The sequence below is a fragment of the Staphylococcus sp. LCT-H4 genome (genome assembly GCF_001866145.1).
Taxonomy (GTDB): domain Bacteria; phylum Bacillota; class Bacilli; order Staphylococcales; family Staphylococcaceae; genus Staphylococcus; species Staphylococcus succinus.
Genome location: NZ_MODY01000005.1, coordinates 21,077 through 37,484, shown reverse-complemented (window position 1 = coordinate 37,484; position 16,408 = coordinate 21,077). Strand labels below are relative to the sequence as shown.

Sequence of the window (16,408 nt, the reverse complement as noted above, 5' to 3'; positions counted from 1 at the left end):
CCCCTATTTAAATCGTATTCATTATCTTACAATACCACTTTTGCAATATTTATAATCTTTATAATTGATGTTTTATTATTTATTTTAAATTTTAAAAATTTATTAACCAAATTACTTTAAACTGGCCTTTATTTGGCCATGCATTGCATTAAAAAATTTTTTCAATAGGCATATGTGTTTTACCCCATTCACACAGCGCATCATATACGCATTGTTGTTCAATCATATCATTAGAAGGTATATGAAATAACGTTGGTGTTGTCATCGCTTCATTCATGACCCTATGTACTTAAAATATGGAATATCACGTTTCATTATTATGTAATTCAGCACGTAACACCCACCATTGGTTTTATTAAGTATTTTTTCTTGTCTTCCAATTAGCATTTCCATAAAAATTAATCGCTTTAATTACATCATTAACTTAAATACATAGGCTTAGTTAAATATTAATTGCGTACTCTTTAACTTCATATTTGATTTTCTAATATTTTATTATAATATTAGTTATAATGTAAAATATTTGGGGGGACGCTTAGATGAAGATTGGCATTGATGCTGGAGGCACTCTAATCAAGATTGTTCAAGAAAATCATGGCAAACGAAAATATAAGACTAAATTAACAACAGAAATTGATGAAGTTATTGCTTGGCTAAATCAACAAGATGGAGCGCATATCAGTTTAACAGGTGGGCAAGCTGCATTAATTCAAAAACAATTAAAGTCTGATTCACAGACATTTGTTGAATTTGACGCTGCTTCAAGAGGTTTAGAAATACTTTTAAAAGAGCAAGGTCACTTTTTAGATGATTATATATTTACCAATGTAGGTACAGGTACTTCATTACACTATTCAAATGGTAAAAGTCAACAACGTGTTGGTGGCGTGGGTACCGGCGGTGGAATGATTCAAGGACTGGGATACTTATTAACAGGCATTAAAGATTATCAAAAATTAACAAACACTGCGCAAAATGGTAATAGAGAAATTATTGACCTAAAAGTTAAACATATATATAAAGACAGTGAACCGCCTTTATCTGGTGATCTAACAGCTGCAAATTTTGGTCATGTCTTACATAACTTAGATCATACCTTTACAGATGCAGATAAATTAGCTTCTGTCATAGGCGTTGTTGGCGAAGTTATTACAACAATGTCAGTGACTGTGGCAAGGGAACATCAAACTGAAAATGTTGCATATATAGGGTCATCATTCCATAACAATGCCTTATTAAGAGAAGTCGTTGAAGATTACACAGTATTACGTGGATGTAAGCCCTATTATATTGAACACGGCGCTTTTTCTGGAGCACTTGGCGCTATTCATTTATAAGTAATTATAAACCAAAAGCGAGTAACGGAATATGTGCGTTACTCGCTTTTTGACATCTCAGACATGTCTAAAAATAATTAAATTTAATCCTCAACCATATATTAGAATGTGAGTTGATCTATAACTTTTTGTGGAGATACTATTGTGCCAATAGCGCCGGGTTTCAAATCAATAGCTACTGCCTTATGATCATCGCGTAAAGTATCTAACCATTCACCAAAGACTTCGCCCTCAATTTCAATGATTTCACATTCTTCAAAATCTGCATTTCTTACTTTTTCTGCTCTATTTCTAATACTCCAAACTGGCATGATTTGCGGCTTATCTGGTCGATCATCACTTATTAATATGAATCTCTTTTCATTTTTGTTTGTGAGCCCAAATACCGCATCATCTTTTGCTACATCCTTAACAAATTCTTTCAAACGAATATGATCTAAATCAGACATCATTTCGTCCGCCACTTTATAAATATCTATTAAATCTCCATCTGTATGAGTCACAGGGTTCATCAATATTTCTTCGCCTTCATCAAACACTTTTTCCATTTCATAAGTGACAAATCGATCAACATCAAGTTGTTTAATGTGGCTATACTCAATTTCATGTTTGTCTAAAAATGACTTAGCTTTTGCTTTGTCTGTCCAAACGCATACAATATCCTTACCCAAAATCTCATGTTTGATTAATTGCTTTGATTTTGTAGCAACGTAAAACACTTCATTTACTAAAATATCTTGATAAAATGAACTTTCTTTGTAAGACATTCTAACACCTTCAATTCATTTTTAATAAAGTACCTATACTGTGAATATAAATAATTCTGTAGTGATAGTCAATCTCTGTTTCATCCCTATAGGTTAAGGCTTATAACGCCTATGGTGTACGTTGAGCCATAGATACCAGAATTGTTTCGAATTTTATATTCAATTTACATCTAGTTCTTTTAAAAATTGTTGCTCAATTGCTTCAATTTCCGCTTTTGATTCGCCATGCCATATGCACCCAAATCTTGATTTTACGTCTTCATTATCATACCAATCACCATCATAATATGATAATGGGAATAACACACCTTTATTAACATATTTTAGAATTGTATTAAAAAAACGTGCATTATCAACGGGGGATATATAACTATAAAATTTGTGATAGCCTTTGTCTAATAATGGCTCAAGTAATAACATACTTGTAGAACCATTTTGTCTAAAGTTCAAATCAATAGCATAAACGTCTCCATTTTTATCTAATAATAAATCGAATCCTGCTACTCCATAGTAACCTTTAGAAACCCCTATTTCCATAATTTCTCTACCCGCTTCAATAACTGTTTCAGGTACTTGTTGCACATTTTGATTTCCTTTATAATGACCATATTTTCCTGTTAGCTGTTCAGAGGTTCCTATATATCTAATACCTTCTTGTTCTGAATATGCATATTGAACACAATAATTTGCTATAGCTTCTACTTTTTGTTCAATAATTATACTATCTGTTTCTTCTTGCGCAGCCATAATACGCGTTGTCGCCTTAGTTAAATCATGCTCATTATAACAAATCATAACACCATAACCGCCTGCAGTAGGCAAATCATCTCCAGGCTTTAGCACAAATGGGAAATTCCACTTCGATACTGCATCCGTGAAATGCTGGATATCAATCACTTCTCTATTTGGCAAATATTTATAATTTGTCCATTCTGGTATACGCGCTTTGTTATTTAATGCCGAAAATATATCTTTATCTAATGCATAAAATGATTTATTTAGAATCGTTTCATCATGAATATATTGAAAATATATTTTTTTATTTTCTTTATGTGCTAAATATTTAATTAATTGCTCATAGCTCTCTTGATCTTTGAACTTAAACACATTTGTAGGCATAGTTTTACCAATTGTTTCTAATAACGTCTTCAATTTATCTGTAACACTTGCCTCGTGTACAATAACTGGTAATTGATTTGCTATGATAAGTTCTCGACCAGTTAAAAAATTGGATTGGTGTTCTTCTGGTTCCAACCAAGGATTTGAAATATAGGATGGCCTAGACGTATAAACGATATTCGAATCATAAAGATCACTAAGGGTTAGTTTAGGACTTAGAGAGCTTCGATTTGTCATTTCTTGTGCTCCTTTATAAATTGATGTTGTTCAATTATGGATTCAAATAATGTTTGGTTTTCAATTAATTCTAATCCCATTAATGATAAGATTTTAGCTCCTCTAATTAGCGCTTGATCACCATGCGTACTACCTGCTGCTTCACGAAAGCGATGGGTATGTCCAACTAAGTTACGTGACCCTATTTTAATGTGCGGATGAATGGTTGGTACGATATGACTCACATTTCCAGTATCTGTAGAACCATATCCAAAATCATCATCAATCACTGCTTCCCCCATTTCGGTAGCATATTTCGCAAACAGGTCGTCTAACTTAGATGTTTTTATAAATTCATTCACACCATTTTGTATAGGTCCAAATTCATAGTCACAACCTGTTTGAATAGCGGCACCTTTAGCTATTTGACCCACACGCTCTGTTAACACATCTAACTCTTTACGCGAGGTAGCTCTTGTATAGAATCTAGCATGTGTAAAGTCTGGAATAATATTTGCTGCTTTACCTCCATCTAAAATTACACCATGTACGCGCTGACTTTTTTTAATGTGTTGGCGTAATTGGGAGACCCCATTAAAATAAGAAATCATAGCATCAAGCGCATTTCTTGCTTCATCTGCATTTTCAGACGCATGCGTACTTTTACCATAAAATTTTATATCTAAAACATCTACAGCCAAAGTATTTATCGTTCTATAAGTTTCATTGCCAGGATGAACCATTAGAGCTACGTCTAATTCATCGATAACGCCTTCTTTTACGTACGTAGCTTTAGCGCTGCCATTTTCACCGCCTTCTTCTGCTGGGCAACCTAACACAACTACTTTACCACCAATTTTATTGATGACTTGTTTTAAAGTTATACCCGCTAATACACTAGCAGTACCTATAATATTATGGCCACATGCATGTCCTAACCCTGGTAGTGCATCGTATTCTGCTAAATACCCTATTGTCGGACCTGGTTGTCCTGAATCATAACGTGCAATAAAACCTGTCGCATGACCCGCGATATCTGTCTCTAATTCAAAGTCATGTCTTGTTAAATTTTCAATGAGTGTTCTAGCAGCAAAAATCTCTTCATTACCCAATTCAGGTCTTTGATGAATTTGGTGACTTATTTCCAAATAATTAAGTTTTTCGTTCTCTATATAATCTAAGATAATTTGTTTGTTTTCCATATACTCCACTTACCTCCTAAGATACAACAACATTGTCAATTGCTTGAATAATATGCAATAAGTAAAAAAGCAATATCATATCCCCATATTATTCTATATACACAAAACACATTTTAATTATTACTTATTTTATCGGCTTTATAAGTTTCTGTCATCACTTATCTGAAATTTTAGTAAATATCTTTCTTTATCTTTGTATCTATACCACATTTCAGAAATTGTAAATACTTAGCCTTCTTGTTACAATTAATTTACTGAACATATTAGGAGGATATAACATGCCAAAAATGAACGTTGAAAGTTTCAATTTAGATCACACAATCGTCGATGCACCTTTTGTTAGATTAGCTGGCAAAATGGAAGGCGCTAATGGAGATGTTATTCATAAATACGATATTCGCTTTAAACAACCGAATAAGGAACACATGGAGATGCCAGGATTACATTCACTAGAACACTTAATGGCTGAAAACATTAGAAATCACTCTGATAAAGTCGTTGATATTAGCCCTATGGGTTGCCAAACAGGTTTCTATGTTTCATTTATTAATCACGATGACTATGAGGATGTTTTAAATATTATTGAACAAACTATTCATGATGTCTTAAATGCATCAGAAGTTCCAGCGTGCAATGAAGTACAATGTGGTTGGGCAGCAAGCCATTCACTTGAAGGCGCTAAAGAAATTGCACAAACCTTTTTAGATAAAAGATCTGAATGGCATGATGTATTTGGTGAAAATAAATAAAAGTCTAGGCTATATCTCCTAGCATAATAATAAAGCCCCAACAGAATTTAAAATGTCTGTTGGGGCTTTGATTTATACACTTACACTATCATTACTGATACAATTGTGCTTTTTATTATTATAATTTATGAATAACTCTCATCATTACAAATTGTAATGGAAGTCGACTATATAAAGCCCATTTAGGTAATTTTTTATCACCTAAAGGAATGTTATGTTGGGCCATATAAATGTTTGCCGGTAACACTGCTAATAAAAATGCATTGATTCCTCTTTTTAAACACAATGATGGTCGTTTAGAAATTAATACTATCCCAAACACAATTTCAAACACACCAGTTATAAGTACTGCTGCCTTTCTAAATGGTAAGTAGTCTGGAACAATATTTCTAAAACTTTCTTCATTTTTAAAATGTAATAATCCTATTATACTAAAAGCTATACCGATGATGATACGAAGCAACTGCCTCATCTTTCTACACCCATTTCTTTCAAATAACTTTTCCCAAATTCAGGTAATTTCACATTGAAATTATCCGCAATCGTAGCACCTATTGAACTAAATGTATCATCTGTTGAAAGCTCATGGTATTTATCGATTTTGGGACTAAACATAAGTACTGGAATATACTCTCTTGTATGATCAGTGCCCTCAGCCGTTGGATCGTTTCCGTGATCGGCTGTAATAATGACTAAATCATCTTCTCTCAAATTATCTATAAGTTCGGGTAACCGTTCATCAAATGCTTTAATCGCTTGGGCATAGCCTGATTTATCACGACGATGACCATACAAAGCATCAAAATCAACTAAATTTAAAAAGCTCAAACCATTAAAATCATGTTTTACAGTGTCTATGAGTTTATCCATACCGTCCATATTATCTTTAGTACGTACAGATTCTGTTACCCCTTCACCATCAAAAATATCATTAATTTTTCCTAAGGCAATAACATCATAGCCTCCATCGCTCAACTCATTCATAACTGTTTTACCAAATGGTTTCAATGCATAATCATGTCTATTCGATGTCCTTTGAAAAGCACCTGGCTCACCTAAATAAGGCCTAGCAATAATTCTACCTATTAAATATTTGGGATCTTTCGTTAATTCTCTTACTTTTTCACAAATATCATAAAGTTCTTCTAAAGGTATGATATCTTCATGTGCAGCTATTTGAAGTACAGGATCAGCAGAAGTATAAACGATTAAGTCGCCTGTCTTCATTTGATGTTCGCCCCATTCATCGATAATTTGCGTACCAGAAGCAGGGCGATTCGCTACAACTTTACGTCCAGTCATTGTTTCAATTTCAGTAATAAGTTCATCTGGAAACCCTTCTGGGTACACTTTAAATGGTTGCATGATATTTAAACCCATAATTTCCCAATGACCTGTCATTGTATCTTTGCCTACTGATGCCTCACTCATTTTAGTATAAAACGCTTGAGGTGTTGTTTCTTTGTCAATTACTGGTAAATCATCAATATTACCTAATCCTAATTTTTGTAAATTGGGTAACGTCTGATTAAAACCTTCTAATGTATGCTTTAATGTATGACTACCTTCATCATTAAATGCTTTTGCATCAGGACCTTCACCAATACCTACTGAGTCCATTACGATTAAGTGTACTCTTTTAAAAGGTGTAGTCATTATGTCCACTCCTATTCTGTAATAATTTTATGAATCAATGTTGGTGCTTCTCCCTGTTCACTTACTGTAATACTTTGATTTAACTTTTCTATCACATCATCAATGTTGTCTCGATTACTGTGTATTGTTAGTAACGCGTCACCTTCACTAACTTTATCTCCAACTTTTTTGTGTAGTACCAGACCAACACTAAGATCAATATCGTCTTCTTTCGTTTGTCTACCTGCACCTAACATCATTGAAGCTACACCCACTTCATTGGCAATAATTTCAGTCACAACGCCAGATGATTGCGCTGGTAATTCAATTTTATATTTAGCTTGAGGTAATTGAGACAAGTCATCTACAACTGAACCATCGCCGTCTTGATTTTCTAAAAACGTTCTAAATGTCTCTAATGCTGATTCATCTTCAATTGCTTGTTGAAGCATTGTACGTGCTTCCTCTAGGTCTTTAGCTTTCCCGCCTACTACAACCATTTGGGAACCTAAAGTCATGACTAATTCAGTTAAATCTTCGGGTCCTTTGCCTTGTAGCGTTTCAATGGCCTCTTTAACTTCTAAAGCATTACCTATAGCATTACCTAATGGTTGACCCATATCAGAAATAATTGCCATTGTATTTCTACCTACATTATTACCAATGCTAACCATAGCGTGTGCTAATGCTTCAGCATCTTCTAATGTTTTCATAAATGCACCGTTACCTGTTTTCACATCTAAAACAATAGCATCGGCACCAGCAGCAATTTTTTTACTCATTATTGATGATGCTATTAATGGTATTGAATTTACTGTGCCTGTAACATCACGTAAACCGTATAATTTTTTATCTGCAGGCGTTAAATTGCCTGTTTGTCCTATTACAGCAACTTTAGATTCATTAACCAGTTTAACAAATTTTTCCTCACTGATTTCAACATGGAATCCTTTGACAGATTCTAACTTATCAATTGTCCCACCTGTATGACCTAGTCCTCTACCACTCATTTTAGCGACTGGTACGCCAACTGATGCAACTAAAGGTGCAAGTACCAATGTTGTTGTATCGCCAACGCCACCTGTAGAATGTTTATCAACTTTGATACCATTTATATCCGATAAATCAATGACATCTCCTGAATTGACCATTGCCATAGTCAAAGCTGCTCTTTCTTCATCATTCATATCTTGAAAAAATACCGCCATAGCTAGACTAGAAGCTTGATAGTCTGGAATATCACCATTAGTATAACCAGTGATAAAAAATTCAATTTCTTCTTGAGTAAGTGCTTGGCCATCACGTTTTTTTTCAATTAAATCTACCATTCTCATATCAGTAGACCTCCCCTTTTGTATATCATGCTTATTCATAGATAAGTATACTATTCTTTAAAATTAGTAATCAGAGTCACTTTCTAAGCCTTGAATAATTTGAACTCCTGCGCTAGCGCCGATACGTGTAGCACCCGCTTCAATCATATTATTAAAATCTTCTAAATTTCTTACGCCACCTGATGCTTTCACTTCTAAAGCATCACCAACAGTATCTTTCATTAATTTAACATCTTGTGGAGTAGCTCCGCCGCCTGCGAAACCAGTCGATGTTTTAACGAAATCAGCACCTGCTGCTTTACTCAATTCACAAGCTTTTACCTTCTCATCATCTGTTAATAAACATGTTTCGATAATAACTTTTACCGTCTTACCATTAGCAGCAGCTACTACACCTTCGATATCTTTTTGAACTTCTTCATAACGTCCATCTTTTAAAGCACCAATATTGATAACCATATCTACTTCTGATGCGCCATTATTTATAGCATCTTCTGCTTCAAATACTTTTGATTTTGTAGTTGTTGCACCTAATGGAAAACCTATCACTGTACATACTAAAACATCTGAATTGCCTAACAACTCAGCTGCATACTTCACATGTGTAGGGTTAATACAAATAGATTTAAAATTAAAATCTTTTGCCTCTTCAATAATTTTATCAATTTGCACTCTTGTTGCTTCAGGCTTAAGTAGTGTATGATCTATATACTTTGCGTAATTCATTTGGAATCCTCCTAATTTTTTGTTTATAAAAATATGTTCAATATCGCTTACAATTATAAAGCAAAATTAAAAACTTATCCTTAATAAACTTTCCCTTTAACCCTTATACTACAAAAATTCGCAAAAATAATAAACAAATGTTATCTTTAAATTGATAAGAATTTAAAGGAGAAGATGATTATGACAAAAGGTACACCTCATATTCAACCTAACGGGACTAAAATTGCAAAGACTGTATTGATGCCGGGAGATCCACTTCGTGCAAAATACATAGCCGATAATTATTTAGAAAATGTTGAACAATTTAATGAAGTAAGAAATATGTTTGGTTATACTGGCACATATAAAGGTAAAGAAATTTCAGTTATGGGCTCTGGCATGGGTATACCAAGTATTGGTATTTACTCTTATGAGTTATACAATTTCTTTGATGTTGATACTATTATCCGTATCGGATCTTGTGGTGCATTACAAGACAATGTTAATCTTTACGATATTATTATAGCGCAAGGTGCTTCTACGAACTCTAGTTATGTAGATCAATATAATATCCCTGGCCACTTTGCTCCTTTAGCTGATTTTGACTTAATCTTGAAAGCTAAACAAAAGGCTGATGACATTGGTGCAACTACACATGTAGGTAATATTTTATCTTCTGATACTTTCTATAATGCAGATGAGACATTTAATGAAAGATGGCAACGCATGGGTATATTAGGAATAGAAATGGAATCTGCTGCTTTATACTTAAATGCTACGTATGCTAACAAAAAAGCGTTAGGTGTATTTACTGTTAGTGATCATATTTTGCGTAATGAAGCAACTACTGCAGAAGAACGTCAAAATTCGTTTACTCAAATGATGGAAATCGCACTTGAAATGGCTGAATAATTTTCGTCATTTATAACATTTTGGGAATACAAAAGCCGGTAAAGGAAACCCTTTACCGGCTTAATTTTATACATAGTGTTTTCTTAGTTTATCTTTTAAGTTGGTTGATCCATACGCTATATGTATTTATAAAGAGGATTAGATTTTTAAATCTAGTCCTCTTTTATTATATCTCGTATTATTGTCCTAAATAAGATTTTAACATCCAATTATGTTTATCAATATTAGTACGCATACCGATAAACATGTCTTCTGTTACATCATCATTAGCATTTGAAGCTACTTCTATTGCTTCTTCTAATTGTTTTGAAACATTTGTGAAATCTTTAGATAATTCTTCTACCATTTCTTCAGCTTTATAACCTTTGCCAGCTTCTTTAATAATTGAAAGTTCTAAACTTTCTTTTAAAGTTGCTACAGGATTGCCTCCTGCTGCTAAAATACGTTCAGCTAAATCATCTATATATTGGCTTGCTTCATCATATAACTCTTCAAATTTTGTGTGTAAAGAGAAGAAATTTGGCCCTTTAACATACCAATGAAAATTGTGTAATTTGGTGAACGCTACTGTCCAGTTTGCTACTTGTTGATTTAATACTACTACTACGTCTTCATTTTTTGCCATGTTTAAATCTCTCCTTTAAATTTCGTTGTTAGTTCGAAAAAACAACTCATGTTCTTGATTACATTAATTATTATATAATAATAATTATAATCTGTAAAGGGTGATAGCTCTCTAAATTAGAATTATTTTAAATTAAGAACTAGCGCTATCACATTGAATATATACCCTGATTATCCATCGTTAATCTAAGTCTTTTCTGTATGGCATAGCGCTTTGCGCACCTAATCCTGTTATAGCATAACTGCCCGCTAAATTTGCAAATGCAACTGCATCATCAAGTGTTTTATTTTCAATTAGTGCCACTGCCAATGCACCGTTAAATGTATCTCCAGCCCCAGTAGTATCAATGACTTCTTTCTTATAACCTGCTACAAGCCGTTGAGAATCGCTATAGAAAACCGCTCCTGATGCGCCTTTTGTGACTATCAATTTATTAGGATAATTTGTTAATGCTTTATCCACCTGATTTTCAAATAATAATTCACTTTCTGATTCATTTGGCGTAACCCAAGTCACTTTTTCTATAATGTCATGATCAAGCTTACGATAAGGTGCAGGATTTAATATGACTTTCATATCATGTTTCTCTGCAAAACTAACTACCGCTGCTATTGTTTCTTCAGGTATCTCATGTTGCATGACGATAATATCTCCAGCATTAAAATGCTCTAACTTAGGTAATACTTTATCAGCTGTAACATAACTGTTAGCAGCCGGTACAACTATAATACGGTTATCATCTTCAAATAATGTAATATGAGCTGTCCCAGACGCTTCATTTTCTATTATATCTATATAATCTGTATTTACATTGTTTTGTTCTAAGTTTCGAATAATCTGTTTTCCATATTCATCTTCACCTACTGCACCAATCATATATACGTTATCACTTAAACGTGCTGCTGCTACAGCTTGGTTAGCCCCTTTTCCACCAGGTGTAGTAAAAAATGTATCTCCCATCACCGTTTCACCCGCTTTAGGTATCATGTTTGTTTTCACTACTAAGTCTATGGACGCACTGCCGACTACAATAATATTTCCCATTTTGCTTCCTCCGTCTATTCAGTCAATAAAAAATGATTTTTCATATTCATTAGGCTTATGCCAATGTGTTTTCCACATTCTATTTCTATTATCTGCAAATAAATTATATCCTAAATCTCTTAAAATTTTAGGCGTCAATTTTAGTAATATACCTAGCCATTTATAAGTTGTCAGTGACATAATTAAAGTAGCAATCGCATCTGACTTATATTGTAAATGATCTCCTTCTTGTAATATCACACTATTATATTGACGTGCTTCTGGATAATTTTCTAACAAGTTTTGTGCTGTTTCACCTTGTAATTGTGCAAATTGATAACGACTTGATAGCCCATTTTTGATGAGCCAAATCGCATAATTATAGCAATAAACACAAGTACCATCATAATAAATAATTGGCATATCAATACACATCCTAACAGTATAAAATTTTCTTTCTTTTAAGATTCGAATATGTTCAGTCTCTCTATATATTATATCCTAAATTCACCAAAATAAATCATATAACCCCTTATAAAAGTATGCGCTTCCAACAAATATTACTATACACTACATTTTATAAAAAATGTTATGAAAAATTAGAAGCGTTTAGCTATGTACGAAGTTGGAAACCAGATGAAATTATATTTCTATCTTTTATCTTCTATAAATAGCACATTACTTGAAATTCAATATGGTACTATAGCCACTATATATACTGGATTTCAAACATAGGGCAAAATGCTTACAAGTATGAATATCTTAAAAAACACCGCCAAACGAATTAAGTTTGGCGGTGTTTTGAAGTTCTAGCTCCAAAATGAATTAATTGAGTAATTTTTATTCATTCACTATACGTCTTGATTCACTTTTACAATTCGCGCATATTTTAAAAATTGTTCTGTATACTTACGTTTAATTTCATTCAAATCATCATAAGTAATACCTACAATATGCCAATTAGGATTAAAGTGATAGAATGAATCCTTTTTCCTTGACCATTTAATCATATTACCTTCTTTATTATAACGTGGTAAAGTCATTTCGTAACCTTCTAAAACGTTAATGTACGTTTGGAATATATCTGGATCAATGCGGTTAAAATTATCTATAACTAAATGGCTTTTATCTTTGCGTGGCATTAGACTTGTAATAAATCCTTCTCTGTAATACAGTGCGCCAGCTTCATTAGGTAAATATTTACCATAAAGCATGTCCTCAGTGAAATCCGGGTGTCCCGCAATAATAACTGGATTGGCATTTGCTTTTTGCAATAAATCTTCAGCAGCTTTTAAGCCCTCACCTTTATCTACCAAAAGTAATATAAATGGTTTGATATCTTCGTCAGGTTTATCAATGATATTATCACTCTTAACAGCCTCAAATTGAGATTTCAATCCATCATTTTCACTCATTTCAAGTATTGCTTCAAATTGAGTTTGTGACATACTCGCTATTGCTTGCTTGGCATTCTCTTGCAAGTAATATAAATTTTTTAATTTTGGATGTTTATTTAATGTCCCTAATGATACGGGATCAATTTCTTGTTCAAAATACACTTCGATAGCTGTGCTGTTTGTTCTACCCGGAATTGGGGCTTTTTCATGTATATGTCGGCTTACTTCACCAACGCCAATTACAGATTGGTCCCGCTTTTTATTATAAAAAATGATTTGGTCACCAATTTCAAGTTGAGTATAAAAATGGTACCCATTACGTTTTATGCCATTATAAGTATGTGTATATATCGTATTATAAGATTTCGGCTCAAATTCTACTTCTTCAGCTATGAAGAAATACCTAGGTATCTTAGCCTCACCTTTACCTAAACGGACAATTAAATCAAATTCGTCCTGTGATATTTCATTAAATAATGTTTCTTTCATATTTCTTATTCTAAACTCTAATTGTTCACTTCGTTTTAAATAGTCTGTTGTTAATGGTTTAAGTTCCTCTTGTAATTGAAATTGCACACGAATTTTATTTTGAGCACCCGTTTGTACGCTGGTAATTTCACCACACCCTAATAAACCAGTATCCATTTGGACTTGATAAAAGATAACACGATCTCCCACTTTAGCTTGTTTGAAAGATCTGAAACCTTGTGAAGGATTAAATTGTGCACCTGATTCAAATAATGTCTCTTGCCCAACTAAAGATTCGTTATGATTCCAGCGATTATATCCGCAATTCAACCAAAAATAACTTATTTCCTCTGCCATTTAGATACTCCTTATCTCATGTAAAAATTCTATCTTTCCTATTATATGCAAAAAGTACTTATGTAACAATCATTACAATAAGTTTATTAATTTCATAGTAAGTAAGCTTGTTACAATAACTACAATCCACGTGATTAAACCTATAAATAGCGGTTTAAAACCGGCTTGTCTAAACTGTCTAAATTGAACTGTTAATCCAATGCCGCCCATTGCCATAGTAATTAAAAACAAGGAAAGTTGATGAAAAATATTAATTATTGTAGGGGAAAAGTTTAAAATTGTACTAATCAGTGATGCTACTACAAACCACATTATGAACCAAGGAAATACATTTTTCACTGCTATCTTAGACTGTTCTGATCGTGCTTGACGAATAGTTCTGTATGTAAAGAATAATACAACTGGTATTATCATTAAAGTTCTCGTTAATTTTGTAATTGCACCAGTTTCTAATGCTGTATTACCATAGTTTGAAGTCGCTGCTATTACGCTTGAAGTATCATTAATAGCCGTGCCTCCAAAATATCCAAATGCTACTTCCCCCATATTTAGAACATGTCCTAACGGCGGAAAAATGAACACTGCAATTAAGTTGAATAAAAAAATTGTGGCAATCGCCAAAGCAACTTCACTTTCTTTAGCTTTAATTACAGGACTTGTTGCTGCAATAGCTGAACCACCACAAATAGATGTTCCTACAGCTATTAAAATACTTAAATTCTCACTAGTCCTCAACCATTTCATCAATAAATAAACGGTAAGAAATGCTGCGCCTAATGTGATAATTATAATTGGAAGTGACTTCCATCCTATCGCCCCTATAGAGTGAAAACTCAATGTAAATCCTAATACTACAATGCTATAATGCAAGATTTTTTTACTACTGAATTGGATGCCCGCTTCATATTTTTTAGGGATCACAAACAAATTATTAATAATGATACCTATAACAATCGCAAAAATTGCACTACCTACTACTGGAAATTTACTCCCTAATATTGTTGCAACCATTGCGATTACTAAGGTCATGATAATTCCTCTAGTCTTATTCACCTTTCCACCTCCAATTCAAATTCCATTTTACCATATTTTTATTTAAATAAACTGCATAGATAAATAGCATGTTATTTAATTTTATTTTATTGATTATCTTGTCATCAATTAAGATTGTTGAGCTTATTTCAAATCTTTAATCCTCCTACTGTTTCATAATGCTTAGAATGACATAAGAAAATCAACTCATAAAAAAAGTATCTTTTACACGTATGTAAAGATACTTTTTATTTAACTATTAGGCTACTGTCAAAGCGCCCATGATTGGCATAAAATTAATTAATACGCCGCCTAACTTTAATAAACCACTTATTTCTTTGTCAGGAATTGTAATCAGTGCTGTAACTATGCCAAGTACACCAATCGTAATTGGAAATGCTAGCGAAGGATAATCAGGTATTTTCAGAAATATGCCTATGCCAGATATAATTCCACATATTAATGATATATACAAAAATTTATACATTATGACCCTCCTTTTACTATAAGTAACTTACTATCAATTCATAATCACCTTCAAAAATTGTATCTAAATCTTCTGAAGTTAAAATAAAATTTTGGCCTTTATTCAATGTATAAACTTCACCATCTACTATAACTTGACCTTGTCCTTTCAGTACTGAAACTAACACAAACTCTCTCGGTTTCATATAATTTAATGTACCTGAAATTTCCCATTTCACCATAGTAAAAAAATCATTAGATACTAACTGTATCCGTTTATGATTTTCAACAATTTCTGTATCGGTTGATATATTGATGCTTTCATTAGAGACTTCAATCACATCTTTTGCTTTGCTTTGGCTTAAGGGACGTGTATGACCCGCTTCATTTTCTCGATTATAGTCATATACTCTGTATGTTACATCCGAAGATTGCATTGTTTCATATACTAGTATACCAGCACCAATCGAATGAATCGTCCCTGCAGGAATGAAATAAAACTCTCCTGGCTTAACTTTAACTTTATTAAACATTGATGATTCATATTGTGCTTCATTTAGTTTATCTATTGCATTTTCTTTAGTATCTATATTAAGACCGTATATAATTTCAGCGTCTTTTTCAGCATCCACGATGTACCAACACTCTGATTTACCATATTGCCCTGCTTCATTTTCATAAGCATATGCATCATCAGGATGTACATGAACTGATAATGCTTTCTTAGCGTCTACTATTTTAGTCATTAAAGGAAAATCCTTACTCGGAAAATCTCCAAATAATTCTCTATGTTCATTCCACACTTGATCTAAAGTTTGCCCTTGATATGGTCCATTTAATATTTCACAGCTACCGTTGGGATGTGCGGATATGCCCCACACTTCTCCGATATTGTCACTAGGGATATTATAGCCAAACGATTTAAGTCTGCTACCACCCCATATTTTTTCATGAAATATTGGCTTCAAAAATAACGCCATGAATCACACCTCCAAATTCTTAAGTTGATTAATACTTTACTTTTTATCTATTTTTTTATCGTATACAAGTCACTGCTTATGTATC

At 33.0% G+C, this 16,408-nt stretch carries 18 protein-coding genes; 3 read left to right on the top strand and 15 right to left on the bottom strand.

The window, feature by feature from the left end; genetic code table 11:
* Positions 1 to 148 precede the first annotated feature (148 nt).
* Positions 149 to 277: a hypothetical protein gene (locus BK821_RS13660; RefSeq protein WP_256201634.1), complete on the bottom strand. Its 129-nt coding sequence runs from the start codon at positions 275 to 277 to the stop codon at positions 149 to 151.
* A 262-nt stretch (positions 278 to 539) separates the two neighbouring features.
* Between BK821_RS13660 and coaW the strand changes: the two genes are divergently transcribed.
* Entirely contained in the window at positions 540 to 1,337 is a 798-nt protein-coding gene (coaW, locus tag BK821_RS11735) for a type II pantothenate kinase (protein WP_046837824.1), read from the top strand.
* A gap of 101 nt (positions 1,338 to 1,438) precedes the next feature.
* Here the strand turns inward: coaW and BK821_RS11730 are convergent, their stop codons facing one another.
* The 3 genes from BK821_RS11730 to BK821_RS11720 all read right to left on the bottom strand — a co-directional run bounded on the left by BK821_RS11730 (position 1,439) and on the right by BK821_RS11720 (position 4,641).
* The gene (locus BK821_RS11730; protein ID WP_046837825.1) at positions 1,439 to 2,104 is read right to left on the bottom strand and encodes a DUF2750 domain-containing protein; all 666 of its coding nucleotides are present in this window, start codon (positions 2,102 to 2,104) and stop codon (positions 1,439 to 1,441) included.
* Positions 2,105 to 2,263: 159 nt separating this feature from the next.
* Entirely contained in the window at positions 2,264 to 3,460 is a 1,197-nt protein-coding gene (ldmS, locus tag BK821_RS11725) for an L-aspartate--L-methionine ligase LdmS (RefSeq protein ID WP_071331705.1), read from the bottom strand.
* Positions 3,457 to 4,641, bottom strand: a complete 1,185-nt coding sequence (locus tag BK821_RS11720) for a M20 family metallopeptidase (protein WP_046837827.1) — start codon at positions 4,639 to 4,641, stop codon at positions 3,457 to 3,459. The genes ldmS and BK821_RS11720 overlap by 4 nt, the downstream gene beginning before the upstream one ends.
* Before the next feature lie 278 nt (positions 4,642 to 4,919).
* On the opposite strand from BK821_RS11720, the gene BK821_RS11715 reads away from it, so the two are divergent.
* The gene (locus BK821_RS11715; RefSeq protein ID WP_046837828.1) at positions 4,920 to 5,390 is read left to right on the top strand and encodes an S-ribosylhomocysteine lyase; all 471 of its coding nucleotides are present in this window, start codon (positions 4,920 to 4,922) and stop codon (positions 5,388 to 5,390) included.
* 118 nt (positions 5,391 to 5,508) lie between these two features.
* On the opposite strand, the gene BK821_RS11710 is transcribed toward BK821_RS11715, so the two are convergent.
* From BK821_RS11710 to deoC, 4 genes are all read right to left on the bottom strand, one after another.
* Positions 5,509 to 5,862 (bottom strand): DoxX family protein, encoded by a 354-nt coding sequence (locus tag BK821_RS11710; RefSeq protein WP_046837829.1) that lies wholly within the window; start codon positions 5,860 to 5,862, stop codon positions 5,509 to 5,511.
* Positions 5,859 to 7,046 carry a phosphopentomutase gene (deoB, locus tag BK821_RS11705; protein WP_046837830.1) on the bottom strand — a complete coding sequence of 396 codons (1,188 nt, stop codon included), beginning with the start codon at positions 7,044 to 7,046 and terminating at the stop codon, positions 5,859 to 5,861. The genes BK821_RS11710 and deoB overlap by 4 nt, the downstream gene beginning before the upstream one ends.
* Positions 7,047 to 7,057: 11 nt before the next feature.
* Entirely contained in the window at positions 7,058 to 8,359 is a 1,302-nt protein-coding gene (locus tag BK821_RS11700; RefSeq protein WP_071331704.1) for a pyrimidine-nucleoside phosphorylase, read from the bottom strand.
* 63 nt (positions 8,360 to 8,422) lie between these two features.
* Positions 8,423 to 9,085, bottom strand: coding sequence for a deoxyribose-phosphate aldolase (deoC, locus tag BK821_RS11695; protein WP_046837832.1), 663 nt, complete (start codon positions 9,083 to 9,085; stop codon positions 8,423 to 8,425).
* A 180-nt stretch (positions 9,086 to 9,265) separates the two neighbouring features.
* Between deoC and deoD the strand changes: the two genes are divergently transcribed.
* Complete coding sequence (gene deoD, locus BK821_RS11690; protein WP_046837833.1) at positions 9,266 to 9,976, top strand: purine-nucleoside phosphorylase; 711 nt, start codon at positions 9,266 to 9,268, stop codon at positions 9,974 to 9,976.
* A 178-nt stretch (positions 9,977 to 10,154) separates the two neighbouring features.
* Here the strand turns inward: deoD and BK821_RS11685 are convergent, their stop codons facing one another.
* The 7 genes from BK821_RS11685 to BK821_RS11655 form a co-directional block, all read right to left on the bottom strand.
* Positions 10,155 to 10,601 (bottom strand): Dps family protein, encoded by a 447-nt coding sequence (locus BK821_RS11685; protein ID WP_046837834.1) that lies wholly within the window; start codon positions 10,599 to 10,601, stop codon positions 10,155 to 10,157.
* 180 nt (positions 10,602 to 10,781) lie between these two features.
* Positions 10,782 to 11,645 carry a ribokinase gene (rbsK, locus tag BK821_RS11680; protein WP_046837835.1) on the bottom strand — a complete coding sequence of 288 codons (864 nt, stop codon included), beginning with the start codon at positions 11,643 to 11,645 and terminating at the stop codon, positions 10,782 to 10,784.
* A gap of 18 nt (positions 11,646 to 11,663) precedes the next feature.
* Positions 11,664 to 12,047 carry a thiol-disulfide oxidoreductase DCC family protein gene (locus BK821_RS11675; protein WP_071331703.1) on the bottom strand — a complete coding sequence of 128 codons (384 nt, stop codon included), beginning with the start codon at positions 12,045 to 12,047 and terminating at the stop codon, positions 11,664 to 11,666.
* A gap of 428 nt (positions 12,048 to 12,475) precedes the next feature.
* Positions 12,476 to 13,846: an EVE domain-containing protein gene (locus tag BK821_RS11670; protein WP_071331702.1), complete on the bottom strand. Its 1,371-nt coding sequence runs from the start codon at positions 13,844 to 13,846 to the stop codon at positions 12,476 to 12,478.
* A 72-nt stretch (positions 13,847 to 13,918) separates the two neighbouring features.
* Positions 13,919 to 14,899: a YeiH family protein gene (locus BK821_RS11665; RefSeq protein ID WP_046837838.1), complete on the bottom strand. Its 981-nt coding sequence runs from the start codon at positions 14,897 to 14,899 to the stop codon at positions 13,919 to 13,921.
* A gap of 238 nt (positions 14,900 to 15,137) precedes the next feature.
* Complete coding sequence (locus BK821_RS11660) at positions 15,138 to 15,365, bottom strand: hypothetical protein (RefSeq protein WP_046837839.1); 228 nt, start codon at positions 15,363 to 15,365, stop codon at positions 15,138 to 15,140.
* 16 nt (positions 15,366 to 15,381) lie between these two features.
* Entirely contained in the window at positions 15,382 to 16,323 is a 942-nt protein-coding gene (locus tag BK821_RS11655) for a type I phosphomannose isomerase catalytic subunit (RefSeq protein ID WP_046837840.1), read from the bottom strand.
* Between the last annotated feature and the right edge of the window lie 85 nt (positions 16,324 to 16,408).